Below are 12776 nucleotides of genomic sequence, written 5' to 3' on the forward strand. Positions count from 1 at the left end.
TTTGTGGTAAACACCATTTTAAAGGAAGCTGATCTTTTTTGTCCGAACAGCGTTCGGATTAATTTTACAATCTACCAATTACTAGATATGCCCAAAAGTTACTGGAATAGTCCCTCTAACGTCGATAAATTTGTTATAAAACCCATTAAAGAAGAATTAACTCCTTTGTTTAGAGGATTAACGGTTAGAAAAAAATATGGTAAAGGGCGTGGGAAACCAGTTATTGGCTATTCGTTTACCTGGAAACCCGAAAAGAAAGATGCCAATGATTTCTCACAAGGCCAATTACAAGATGAGCGTCAAAAGCTTTTTAATATTCAGCATAATGGTGAATTAACAGAGCAGGAAAAATGGCGCGCCATTGACAAGGTTAAAGGGTTAACTTTAGGCTCTACTGAGAAACAAGCATTGGCTGATAAACAGGCCGAGCACGATAAAAAAATAAGAGATCAAGCAAGACAAGAAGCACTTGCTGAACTCCGAAAGGGGTTTGGAAATAATGCCTAAAACAATTAGAGAACTTGCTGATGAATTGGGCGTTTCAAAGCAGGCTATATGGCAAAAGATAAAAAGAGATGCGTCAATCGATTTACGTCAATTTACATCAACAAAAGGTAATACTGTTTACGTTGATGTTGATGGGCAAAAAGCTATTAAAGCAATGTTCTCAAACAATTCGTCAACAAGATACCGTCAACAAAAAGATGATGTTGACGACAACAAAAAAGATGCGGTTGATGGACAAGATGAAGTGAAATTCCTTCGAAATTTAGTATCAGAAATTCAATCTGAAAAGAAAGAGTTACATAAGTTACTAGATCAGCAACAAAGATTGGCCTTACAGGACAAACAACTGCTCGAAGAATACAAAGCAGAAAACGACAGATTAAAAGTTCTCAAAATGCCCTCACAGGAAACAGAATTCAAACACTTAGACAATCAATATAAAGATGAAGTGAACGGGAACGCTCTTAAAGAGAAGTTGGAAAATTTGCAGGAACAAATCAAAGTTCAAAAAAGGATAGAAGAACAAGAAAAACCAAGAAAATGGTGGGGACTATGGCGAAAATAGATGATTCAGTTAAATTGACATCATTTAAAGGTAATTTATATGATGTGATGAAGTTAATCTTAGCTAAACGTGGGGTAAGTGTAGGACGAGCACGTAATCCTTTACCACATGTAGAAGATGATGAAATGGATCATGTTGAGGTAGTACGGCAACATATTGATGATGCAATTGCTGAATTTACTAAATAATAAAAAAACGCCGAGTCTCCTTAAAAGAGGCTCAGCGTTTTTTTAAATCTGTGACCAGACGTCCGCTCCCAAAGTAGGGAAGAGAGGTACGATGCGGCCTAGTTGTTCAGCTGTATATTGAAACTCAATTGCTGGTAATAAAACGTTAATTGCATCGGCAGCATGTTCACTAACTTCAGCTGCTCCTACAAGATGATGGTCTTGATCGTAAATCAAGGTGTTATCACCAATTGTTTCCTTATCAACTTGGCGGAACCATCCGTCAGGAAGATGATTAGTTTTAATGGTGTAATCAGGATTTTGCTGAGCTTCTTCGACGCTCATACCAACCTGTGCGATTTGTGGTGAGGTAAAGACAATGGTTGGGATGGGCGGATAGTTGATTGCGTCAGTAGTCTTTCCTGTGAAAAGTTGGGTTAAATAACTAGATTCAAAGATCGCAGTCGGGGTGAGCTTAGGCTGTTCTTTATCAAGCACATCACCAGAAGCATAGATGTTATCAATGTTAGTTTGAAGATGATCGTTAACTTCGATCCCGTTAGCATTGTAACTAACGCCTACTTCGTCTAATCCGATGTTTTCGATGTTAGGAATTCGTCCGGTAGCATCCAAAATCCAGTCGGTGGTGAGGGTTTCGTGATCGTTATAAGACACGGTAAAATGAGAACCGTCTTCCTCAAAACGATCCACCTGAGCGTTGTAAATGAACTTCACCCCTCGTTTTTCGAGGTCGGCAATGACTTGTTTTACGTAATCTTGATTAAATTTGCGCAACGCCCGATTATGGCGTAAAAGTACAGTGACGTTCGCGCCGGCAGCATTGGCAATCGTGGCAAATTCCATGCCGATATAGCCCGCGCCAATAATTACGATATTTTCAGGAAGCTGTTTGAGGTTCATAAAATCGGTACTGTCATGCGTAAGTTCTGAGCCCATAACATCTAGATGGTGGGGACGTAGCCCCGTTGCAATCACGATTTTGTCAGCGGTGTAGCGCTGTTGATCCACTTCGATGGTGTGAGCATCAACAAATTTTCCACGACCGTGAATAATTTCGATGTCAACAGAGTCGAGTAAACCAGTAATCATGTCCGGCAAGCCGTCGATGACTTCGTGTTCATGTTCTACATTGGCAGTCCAATCCAGCTTTAAGTCACCATTTACAATGCCATCAAGGCGTTCTTGGTGGCGTAAAAGTTGAACCGGGTTGTCCAGCGTAATTTTCGCGTTGCATCCACGGTTTGGACAAGTTCCCCCGATTTTGTCCGCTTCGATAATGGCGACTTTTTTACCACTATTAGCTAGTGGAACCGCCCCGTCGAAGGCACCATGCCCCGCGCCTAAGTACAAAACATCAAATTGATAACTTTCAGTCATTTAATTACCTCCATCCTAAATTTAGGTGAATAAATAATTACCATTGTTGGCACGAGCATAGCAGAGGATAGGTGCGAGTTGCAAGCGATTGCAACTGAAGAGAACAAAAAGCAATCCTTAACTTTAAATAAGGATTGCTAAAAAATATCTTACTAACGTTTTAATGATTTAATCGATAGCATTGAAATACCACCAATCAAGGAAAAAATAAATGAAACAATAAAAATTCCAGAATAACCAAAAAGACTTATGACGGCAGCGGCTAAAACGGGTGCGATAGCTTGTGTAATTGTATTACCTAAGTTGTAAACACCTAAGAAAAATGCAACACGATTTTGATCGGGGATAACTTTTAAGTTTAATAAATTATCAAGTGCGTTCCATAAGCCCATTCCTAAACCGGCAGCTAAGGCGTAAAGAATAATACCAGTATTATTTCTTAAGAAGAACAGGGAGAGACCTGCAATTGCTAATAAGATAGTTGAGAGACCTACTGGTAATTTCAGTATTTTAAATTTATTAGATAGTGGCCCAGCGACTAATCCCATCAAAATGCCAAAAATAAGCATAATCATGTTAACAAGTTGGATAGAAGATTGAGTTTGATTACCACGATGAAGAAAGTCGGTCATTATATATAAAATGTATCCTGTAATTGCAAAGTTTCCAACTCCCTGAAACATTTTTCCTATAAGAGCTAGGTAGTAGTCGCGCCAATTTGCCAAGAAGGAAAAATTAACTTTACATTTTTTAAAGAAAACTTTTCTTTCTTTTTAGTTGAGGTTTCATCTAAATTAGAAGGCTCATGGACAATCAAAGTTGCAATTAATACGCCAGCAAATGTGAATATACCAAAGACTATAAATCCTAGTCGAAACTGGCTAAGGAACAAAGCACCGATAACGTTAAATCCGTTATTACCTAAAGCCATGCCTAGACCACCATAAGCAGAAGAAGCAGTCCCCTTTCCATCTTCAGGTGCAAAGGATAATCCAGATTTAAAAAGCCAAGAGCTAAAAAAGCCCAACAAACTTTACAACAATAATCGTAAAAAGCGCCTAGAAATAGGCTTTTTTTCATGTTTCGACGTTTGAGAAACGCATTCTAAGTCCAGTTTTTATTAATAAATGGGTTAATGTCCGCTAAATGAATATATAAACTGCGTCATAACTTAACAGTTGTGGCCTCTTTTTTGACACTGTATAATTAAAGGGTTAGAACCGTGTCATTACTTAATGACATAAGTAAGGAGATAAAAAGATGAAATATGGCTATGCGCGGGTCAGTACCACTGATCAAAAATTAGCAAATCAAATTGAGTTACTAAAATTGGCAGGAGCAGAAAAAATCTTTCAGGAAAAGTTTACCGGCACAACTACTGAACGACCGGAGTTTCAAAAACTGTTGCGCGCTCTAAAAACAGGTGATACTTTGATTGTCACTAAGCTGGATCGGTTTGCGCGGAACACACGCGAGGCATTAGCCATTATCCAAGAGTTGTTTAAAGAAAATGTCAAAGTCAACATTTTGAATATGGGCTTAATTGACAATACGCCGACTGGCCAATTAGTCTTTACAATATTTAGCGCCTTTGCGCAGTTTGAACGCGATATGATTGTCACGCGCACACAAGAAGGTAAATTGTATGCCAAGCAACATGATCCGTTGTTTCGGGAAGGGCGACCGAAAACGTATTCTGATGAACAAATCAGATTTGCTTATGAGCTGCGAAAACAAGGCATGACCTACAAGATGATTGAACGAAAGACGGGGATTAGTAAACGCACGCAGCAGCGACGGTTTAAGTTAATTGAGAAACCAAGTGATACTTCTAAAATCTAAGACAGGTGAAAGATCATGAAAAAGGATATTTGGTAGATTGTAAAATTAATCCGAACAGCGTTCGGATTAATTTTACAATCTACCTAAAGTACTTAGCGACCGCCTTAATAGAACCATCAAACAGTTCTTTCTTAGTCAGTACAGCACCGCAGAACGGGCCGCGGTTCAACGCGTCATCATGGACATGAACGCCTCCTATCAGGCATTCGTGCACGAACTATTCCCTAACGCCGAACTCATTATTGATCGGTTCCACATTATTCAATTAATGAGCCGGACGATGGATACCATTCGCACTCAATGTTTAAAGCAACTAGACAAGCATTCGCGGGAATATAAAGTACTGAAATCACTATGGCGCCTATTCCACAAGGCCAACCCTGGCGCACAAAAGAGCCGCTACCTCTTCGGCCTGAATGAGTACTCGACCGAACAGAACGCTATTGATATTGGAACCGATACGTTTCCGGCCTTCAAACAGCTTATGAAACCTACATCGATCTCCACGATGCTTTGATGGGGCGTCACGCTGATGAACTCAAGAATATCATCACTAACTATCAGCCTAACGGCACGCCCCTAGATACGGCCATGCATACCCTACGAAAGAATCTTAATGGAGTAATTAATGCCGCCAAATCGTCCTACTCTAACGGACCGATAGAAGGCATCAACCGTAAGATCAAGGAGCTCAAACGTGCTTGTTATGGCTTCTCCAATCAGGCCAATATGTTCACACGCGTCTACCAGCTGATTGCCTAGATTATCTACCACAATAACGTCACGATGGTAGGCTTATTTGTTATGCCTTCAAGTACGATATTCAGACAACACACCAGATTAAACGCCGCAACTAATAAAAAAACAAAAAAGATCTCCCACACGAGGAGATCTCCAAAGGATAGAAACTATCCTTCAACACCATTTGACAAAGAGCCGTTAAAAACATGACTAGTTTTTATCTTTATAATTTATTTTTATTAACGATTAAATTAGAATCTTGCCATACCTAATGCATGTTGAGCAGCTAGGTTAAGCAAACTCCATTGACGGTCAAATCCTGGTTGGAAGAAGAAGTCTTGTTCAGCCAAGTCTTCCAAGCGCATCTTATGACTAATTGCCAAAGCTAAAACATTGCCTTGAGCAGTAATATCATACTTAGAAAGGACAGCACCGCCTAAGATTTGGTGAGTATATGGATTAAAGGTTAAGCTGACATATACCTTAGGATTATCTGCTTCTGGGACATAAGCTGGACGCATATGATCTTCATAGAAGCTAGTTTGATAATCAAGCTTATTCTTAGCAGCTGAAAACTTATTTAATCCCGCAGTAGCGAAGTGATAGTCAAAGACGCTAAGAGCTGAAGCACCGATAACACCCTTGAAAGCGCGATCTGGCTTATCTTCAAAGATATGATCAACCACATATTGTGCTTCTCTTCTAGCAGTAGTAGCTAAAGCAATTGGCATTGGCTTACCTGCTGGAATAGAAAGTGGCAAAATTGCATCTCCAATAGCGTAAACGTCTTTAACATTCGTTCTCAAGTATGGATCAGTCTTAATCCAGCCTCTTTGATCTAAATCAACTGTGCCCTTTATCCAATCAGTATTAGGAGTTACCCCTGCTGAAACAACAACCAAGTCAGCTGGTATATCGCCTTGATCGGTCTTGACGCTTTCAACTTTTTCATTACCGTTGAAGCCTTCAATTTTAACGCCCATCTTCAAGTCCATATTCTTCTTAAAGGTAGGTTCCAAAACATCAAGCAATTCAGGGTTCAAGTAAGTTCCTAATGGACGATCAATCATGTCCATTAAAGTTACATGCTTGCCAGCTTTAGCAAATACTTCACTAGCTTCAGTACCAATATAACCAGCACCAACAATAGCAACATTCTTAATTGCTGGATTGTTAACAGCACTCATTAACTTAGAAGCCCAATCACGTCCACGCATTAAATAGATATTCTTAAGATCATTGCCAGGTACTGGTAAAACCTTTGGCGTTACACCTGATGAAAGAATTAACTTATCATATTGAACTTCTTCTTCAGAATTATTGGTTAAATCCTTAACTGTTACTGTCTTATGTTCAGGATGAATCGCGGTTACTTCATGGTTGGCATAAACATGACCGCCCTTCTTTTCAACATCTTCAGGAGCAAAGTTTCTGACGTCATCTTCAGCCGTAACTTTATTTTCTAAGTATAATTGCATACCACAGGACATAAATGAAATAAAGTCGCCAGCTTCATAAACAGTTACATCTACATCATTATATTTATCCAACAGCTCAATTGCTGATTCATGACCACCATGTGAAGCACCAACAATTACAATTTTACGTTTATCCATAAAATCCTCCTAACACAATAGTTTCTTCATTACATTTTCAAGGGTAACACTTATTACTTAATGTCTATCATATTTTGCTCAATAAATTTGCTTCACTGCTTTCAGTGTTGCCCGATATTGATCAGTGACTAATCGATCAGGCCGACCATTGGTCGTCAAGAGACGCTTCAAAAAGTGATAGGATGCGGTATAATCGCGGTGTTTTCGTAACTCAAAATCCATGGTCAAACCGTTACTGTCAATAGCGCGATACAAATAGGCCCAACGGCCTTTAACTCGAATATAGGTCTCATCGATTCGCCAACTTTTAGCGTGAGCTGTTTGATGCCGACGCCATAGAGCCTTAAAGATGGGGCCATAGTGATGAACCCAACGCATGACCGTGGTGTGATGAACAGTGATACCCCGATCCCGAAGCAATTCAACGATGTCACGATAGCTGAGACTGAATCTGAAATAGTAGCCAACGGCTACTAAGATGATGTCCTTTTGAAAGTGGCGTCCCTTAAAGTGATTCATGCGCGCAATCCCTCGTTTCTTGGCACCCAGTATACTAAAATCAAGTCAGCGAGGAAAATTTGCACCAGAACCAATAATATCACACCGCACCGGTGTTAGTTAGCAAATCAAAAATTATTATTTAGAATATAATTCGGACTTATTTTCTTGCTTCTATTGCTCGTTCAATCCGCCCCTCATCATAAAGCCGCAATACAAAATACATCCCCACATAAATAACCAACGGAATCCAAACATAATTCAAATCAATCATGGTGAGAGTTGCGGCATTCTGGGTTCGATTGGCAACGTAACCCGAAAAGTGAAACAAACCAGCTGTAATCAAGCCGCCAACACCAAGGCCGACGTTAACGCCAAAGTCATCCGTTGAAGCCAGAATTCCCTCGGCTTGGATCCCCATGCTGGCACCATAACGGATTGTGTCAGCAATCATGATTGAGACGAGGCCGATAATGATCCCATTGCCAATCGAGTTAATCAAGACACCGCCAAACAAGAACCACAGTATTTTGGTATAAACCCCAATCGCAATCACGGCTTGACCAACCAGCGCCATTAAAATACCGCGAAGCATCGTTTGCTTCTTACTGCGAACCTCGGTAATTCGAATGATCAGCAATACCCCGATTAACGCTGCCAGGGTAAAACTGTTAGCTAGTGGTACCAGGTTTTCGTTTCCCACCGTATATTTAAAATAGTAAATGGTTGTCTGATTCTTAATTGCCGTCACCAGCCAGTACATGAGAATCACGATTGACATAACGATCCATGGCTGATTATGTTTCAACATTTTTAGGACAGTTGTTAACGGTTGATGGGCAATTTCAGGATTCGCGAACCGTTCGCGAACATGGACAAACGTGTTGATAATCAAAAGAAATGAAATCAGGCTAAACACGATGATTGTGCCCAAGAACCCTTTTTGCTGATTACCGTGGCCGAAGAACGCAACCAAGGGTAATGTGAATACCGCCACCACAATTTGAACCGAACTGCCAAAGAATTGACGAATGACACCCAACAACGTCAACTCACGAGTATTCTGCGACATCGTTGGTAAGATTGACGTGATTGGCAGATTAACAGCCGTATACAGAAATCCAAGGCCTAAATACGTCACATATGCCCAGATTAATTTACCATTATACGAAAAGTTAGGCGTCACAAAGGTGAGAACCGCAAAAATAACGTAAGGTAACGAATACCAGAGGAAGAACGGTCGGCTCTTGCCAAACCGTGAATGTGTGTGATCAATCATGATCCCGATGACAAAACTTTCAACAACGTCAGCTACCCGCGCCACGACAAATAAAATGGCCACCGCGCTTGGTGTCAGTCCATAAACATCAGTGTAAAAGAATAGCAAATAGGTCGTCATCATTTGAAAGACTAAATTATCGGCGGCGTCACTTAAGCCGTAACTAATTCGTTCGGGCCACCGTGTTACCCATTTCGTCGTGCTTTTCATCCCATCATCGCCTTTATCGAAATTGTTAATCAACTTTATCATACTCTAAAATTTGGATGTAAGCTGATTCCTGAGACAACTTTTAAGAGAGCATATAATGAATAAATCGTCTCTCAAAAGGAAGGAATTTTTACATGCCAACTCGTTACGACAAAGAATTCAAACAAAACATTATCAACCTATATAAACAAGGCGAATCAGCCGCCCAACTGGCCAGAGAATATGGCATTGGCTATTCAACCGTTCATAAGTGGATCTAGGACCAAGCCAAAACTCAATCCGGTAAATCGCCAGACGAAATTAAAGCGATGGAAAAGCGACTGGCTTTGCTGTCTGAGGAGAACGAAATCCTAAAAAAAGCCCTGGGCTTCCTTGCGCAGAAGCAACCAATATTTTTGATTACATTCACCAAGAAAGCCATCACCACCAGGTAACTAAGATGTGCCTAATCCTCGGTGTTTCCAGAGCCCAGTATTATCGTTATCGATCCCCAAAGCCTTCAAAACGCCGGGCCGAAGATGCGGACTTGAAACAACGGATTCTGCGGATCTTTGCGGAATTTAAGCAGCGATACGGTGTTATGAAGATCCACCATGAATTGAATCTGGAACTTCAACCACTGCAGCGTCGGTGCAGCCCAAGACGGATTTCCCGGCTCATGAAGGAACTGGATATCCACTCCGTTACCGTCAATAAATGGAAAGCAGCTTCGGCTTCCAAAACCAAGGTTGAACAGCGTCCCAACTTGCTTAAGCAGGATTTCTCGACCACTGGTTTAAATCAAAAATGGACCGCTGATATGACCTATATTCAAACGAAGCGTAATGGCTGGTGTTACTTATCAGCCATCATGGATCTGCACTCACGACGAATTATCGGCTATTCGTTCTCAAAAAAGATGGATACTGATTTAGTCTTAAGGTAGATTGTAAAAGCTCAAATTATAAATGAACATCTCAGCGACGGTACTTCCAGAGCGGAACTAGCAAGAAATCATCAATTACCCAAGCGACAAGTTAATCGATGGCTTCAACAATATCATCTGAACGGCATTGAAACACTTAAGCGGTACAAAACTCGGCGTAAGTTCTCGGCAGAATTTAAATGGTATGTGATAAACTACTACCAAACTCATGATGAGTCTTTAGCCGAGGTTGCCGGAAAATACAACGTTTTAGCCTGTCAGATTAGTGTTTGGCGAAAAACGCTTATTCGAGACGGCTATTCTAGCTTAGAGCCTCATCCCAAAGGTAGGTCAACCAAAACGAAACGTTCTAAAAAACAGATTCGTCAATTAGAAAAACAGAGTGAAATCGAGCGTTTACGAAGCGAGATCGCTCAAAAGAATCAGGAATTCTATGACACAAAGTTGGAGAATGACATCCTAAAAAATCAATGACCCTGTTCGGACCTTCAAAGGGCATCAAAAAAAAGAAATAGTTGATCAGATCAGGGCGGATCAAGTCAAGTTACCCAAGAAACAACGTTATAGAATTGGCGATATACTTAGTGCCATTGGGCTTAAGAAGGCCACGCATCATGATGAACGTAAAAGGATCAAAAATCATAATGATAAATATGCTGAAAATGGTAAGTATCGTGGTCGGTTAACCTACGGTTACCGGTGGGTTCAAGATGAACTAATTAAGCTTGATGTTCATATCGCAGATGCGGTTGTACGCCGACTAATGGATGAATTGGGCGTACAAGTGAGTCTTTATAACCGGAACAAGAACAGTAGTAAATATTCCTCTTATAAGGGTACCGTCGGTAAGATCGCCGAAAATCTCTTGGAACAAGACTTTAAACAGGCTAAGCCTTATATAGTACTCCATACAGATATTACGCAAATTCGCTTAGCGAACCACGATGGGCTTATATCTCAGCTATTACCGACGAGGCCAGCAAGGAAATTTTAGCATTTCAAATCAGTAATAGTCCCAATTGCATTCTAATAACCAAGACCGTTGATGAATTAATCAATAAGTTACCAAGTAATGTTCAACCCATCACTCATTCCGATCAAGGATGGCATTACCAACTAGATTCCTATACAAAAAAATTATCTGAACATGAATTTATCCAAAGTATGTCCCGCAAGGGAAATTGTCATGATAATGCCCCGATTGAAAGCTTTTTTCGCCTTTATAAGACCGAATGTTTGGCTGGATTCCCACCGTGTAAAGGCTTAGCCGAATTAAAAGCAGTTTCTTTAGAATATGTTAATTGGTTCAATTACCGACGAATCTCATCAAAAACAAAGGGTATGTCCCCGTGTGAATATCGAGAACATACCTTAGCGGCATAATAATATTTACTTTTGTCTAACTTTTGTGTTGCACTTCATGCACTTTAAAATGACTCAAGGCTAGTTTTTATTTGCTACTGAGCCATCGTTAATGATGGCCATTTTGTTCTAAAGTACATTCGTGATGACGCAATGATTCACCGATATCTCATCCAGATACTAAGCCTTCTTCTCTCGAATGGAGCCCACCAGATCATCTGTAGCTGGAGCGTTCGCAAGCAATGCGCGAACATCATCAAGATTCACCTTAACATTCCAAACTAAAACACCAACTAACTTATCGGTATCTATGAAATAGACAAGCGATCCATGCGTTCGCCGATCAAAAATCAATTGCAATTTAGGATCAATATTACCGATTGCTTGCCAGGAAATATCAAAAATCATGGAATAGAAGTATGGGGTATGCTGATAGCTCATGTGAGCACCTGCCATATTACGGCCAACTAATTCACCAGAAAGTCGGGCATGGTCCACGTGCTCAATCCGTTGCCGACCCAAGATGTGATCTGGATAAGAGGCAATATCTCCAGCAGACCAGATGGCTGGGTCACTAGTATTGAGATACTCATTAACTTTCACACCACCATCAGCTAAATCCAAACAACTGTCTTCAGCTAAACTAATCCGCGGCGTAACGCCTAACCCAACAATGATCGTATCGGCCGCGATCACCGTACCATCCTTTGTCAATAGAGTCAAGTGGTCACCTTGGCGTTGATATGATTGGACAAACTGACCACTCATCAGTGTGACACCATTGCGTTTGAACGTGGCTTCATACTCAGTCCGAATAGACTCAGGAAATTTACCCTCACCCAGCGCTTTTTCTGGAAAAATCATCGTAACTTCAGTCTCATTTTGGGTCAGTGACGATGCGAGCTCTGTACCAACATATCCACCACCAATGATCACAACTCGCTTGTTCGGACCACTAAATTTACGTAACTTGCGATAATCTGACCACTGTCTAAAGACTAGCACATGTGGATCAGAAGGTCCCTGGATTTGTCTAGGTTCTCCGCCAGTTGCTAGCAATAGCTGTTCATACTTGATTTGCTCACTATCGGCCAATGTAATGACCTTATCTTGCCGATTAATAGCCGTAACCGTTGTCTTGAACTTAAAAGTCACATTGGGATAATTTTCAGCACCAATCTGAATGTTCTCTTCAGTGAATTCATCATCTAGCCATAGTTTTTTACTCAGTGCCGGTCGTTCATATGGGACATCCGCCTCTTGCGAAATAATTAAGATCTCACCCTCTGAATCTTCCTGTCGAATTCCCTTGATGGCATAGCCAGCAACCACTCCGCCACCAACAATGACGTATCGATAGCTGTTTGTCTGATCCAAATCACTCATCTAATCGCCTCCATAACTTTACTTTTTCTAGGATCATTGTAATATAAAAACGCCATGATTCGAAAAATAACGCTCAGAATTGTCAATCGTTGCTTGCTTTTATCAGAATAATAATTTTATTTACATACTGCTACAAAGCTATCAAATATCACTATGATCCAGATTTAGAATTGCGGATAACACAGCATAAAATAATATTATTTTAATTAAAAAACCTCAATTTTTAAGGTAATCATTTTTGATTTTAATTTGAAGTAACAATATTCGAAGAGTTGTCATT

Annotated in this window: 13 protein-coding genes and 3 pseudogenes; 9 read left to right on the forward strand and 7 right to left on the reverse strand. The window is 40.5% G+C overall.

Going from position 1 to position 12776, the window contains the following annotated elements; all coding sequences use genetic code 11:
- Positions 1-72: 72 nt before the first annotated feature.
- From RA086_RS14745 to RA086_RS14755, 3 genes and pseudogenes are all read left to right on the forward strand, one after another.
- Positions 73-507: pseudogene (locus RA086_RS14745) on the forward strand (replication initiation protein); the annotation flags it as partial.
- Complete coding sequence (locus tag RA086_RS14750) at positions 500-1072, forward strand: helix-turn-helix domain-containing protein (protein WP_125574589.1); 573 nt, start codon at positions 500-502, stop codon at positions 1070-1072. The pseudogene RA086_RS14745 and the gene RA086_RS14750, both read left to right, overlap by 8 nt.
- Positions 1060-1260 (forward strand): hypothetical protein, encoded by a 201-nt coding sequence (locus RA086_RS14755; protein WP_020090466.1) that lies wholly within the window; start codon positions 1060-1062, stop codon positions 1258-1260. Before RA086_RS14750 ends, RA086_RS14755 begins: the two co-directional genes overlap by 13 nt.
- A gap of 42 nt (positions 1261-1302) precedes the next feature.
- Here RA086_RS14755 and RA086_RS14760 read toward each other — a convergent pair whose 3' ends face one another.
- The 3 genes from RA086_RS14760 to RA086_RS14770 form a co-directional block, all read right to left on the reverse strand.
- Positions 1303-2637 carry a dihydrolipoyl dehydrogenase family protein gene (locus RA086_RS14760; RefSeq protein WP_002831210.1) on the reverse strand — a complete coding sequence of 445 codons (1335 nt, stop codon included), beginning with the start codon at positions 2635-2637 and terminating at the stop codon, positions 1303-1305.
- Between the two features lie 152 nt (positions 2638-2789).
- The gene (locus tag RA086_RS14765) at positions 2790-3269 is read right to left on the reverse strand and encodes an MFS transporter (RefSeq protein WP_323670464.1); all 480 of its coding nucleotides are present in this window, start codon (positions 3267-3269) and stop codon (positions 2790-2792) included.
- A gap of 65 nt (positions 3270-3334) precedes the next feature.
- Positions 3335-3568, reverse strand: a complete 234-nt coding sequence (locus tag RA086_RS14770; protein WP_010013316.1) for a hypothetical protein — start codon at positions 3566-3568, stop codon at positions 3335-3337.
- A 329-nt stretch (positions 3569-3897) separates the two neighbouring features.
- Between RA086_RS14770 and RA086_RS14775 the strand changes: the two genes are divergently transcribed.
- Positions 3898-4479, forward strand: a complete 582-nt coding sequence (locus tag RA086_RS14775) for a recombinase family protein (protein ID WP_014940888.1) — start codon at positions 3898-3900, stop codon at positions 4477-4479.
- Between the two features lie 85 nt (positions 4480-4564).
- Positions 4565-5241: pseudogene (locus RA086_RS14780) on the forward strand (ISL3 family transposase); the annotation flags it as partial.
- Positions 5242-5471: 230 nt separating this feature from the next.
- On the opposite strand, the gene RA086_RS14785 reads toward RA086_RS14780, so the two are convergent.
- The 3 genes and pseudogenes from RA086_RS14785 to RA086_RS14795 all read right to left on the reverse strand — a co-directional run bounded on the left by RA086_RS14785 (position 5472) and on the right by RA086_RS14795 (position 8823).
- Entirely contained in the window at positions 5472-6836 is a 1365-nt protein-coding gene (locus RA086_RS14785) for an NAD(P)/FAD-dependent oxidoreductase (protein WP_042749386.1), read from the reverse strand.
- A gap of 84 nt (positions 6837-6920) precedes the next feature.
- Positions 6921-7355: pseudogene (locus RA086_RS14790) on the reverse strand (IS6 family transposase); the annotation flags it as partial.
- Positions 7356-7494: 139 nt separating this feature from the next.
- Positions 7495-8823: a glycoside-pentoside-hexuronide (GPH):cation symporter gene (locus RA086_RS14795; RefSeq protein ID WP_062904648.1), complete on the reverse strand. Its 1329-nt coding sequence runs from the start codon at positions 8821-8823 to the stop codon at positions 7495-7497.
- Positions 8824-8957: 134 nt separating this feature from the next.
- On the opposite strand from RA086_RS14795, the gene RA086_RS14800 reads away from it, so the two are divergent.
- From RA086_RS14800 to RA086_RS14815, 4 genes are all read left to right on the forward strand, one after another.
- Complete coding sequence (locus RA086_RS14800; protein WP_016374491.1) at positions 8958-9083, forward strand: IS3 family transposase; 126 nt, start codon at positions 8958-8960, stop codon at positions 9081-9083.
- A 143-nt stretch (positions 9084-9226) separates the two neighbouring features.
- A complete protein-coding gene (locus tag RA086_RS14805; RefSeq protein WP_308704556.1) occupies positions 9227-9748 on the forward strand; it encodes an IS3 family transposase in 522 nt (173 codons plus the stop codon).
- Between the two features lie 18 nt (positions 9749-9766).
- Positions 9767-10222, forward strand: coding sequence for a helix-turn-helix domain-containing protein (locus RA086_RS14810; protein WP_236906188.1), 456 nt, complete (start codon positions 9767-9769; stop codon positions 10220-10222).
- Positions 10223-10702: 480 nt separating this feature from the next.
- On the forward strand, positions 10703-11131 hold the full coding sequence (locus tag RA086_RS14815; RefSeq protein ID WP_225419883.1) for an IS3 family transposase: 429 nt from the start codon (positions 10703-10705) through the stop codon (positions 11129-11131).
- A gap of 159 nt (positions 11132-11290) precedes the next feature.
- Here RA086_RS14815 and RA086_RS14820 read toward each other — a convergent pair whose 3' ends face one another.
- Positions 11291-12496 carry an NAD(P)/FAD-dependent oxidoreductase gene (locus RA086_RS14820; RefSeq protein ID WP_002825823.1) on the reverse strand — a complete coding sequence of 402 codons (1206 nt, stop codon included), beginning with the start codon at positions 12494-12496 and terminating at the stop codon, positions 11291-11293.
- Between the last annotated feature and the right edge of the window lie 280 nt (positions 12497-12776).

Source organism: Lactiplantibacillus brownii (assembly GCF_031085375.1).
In the GTDB taxonomy this organism is placed as follows: Bacteria; Bacillota; Bacilli; order Lactobacillales; family Lactobacillaceae; genus Lactiplantibacillus; species Lactiplantibacillus brownii.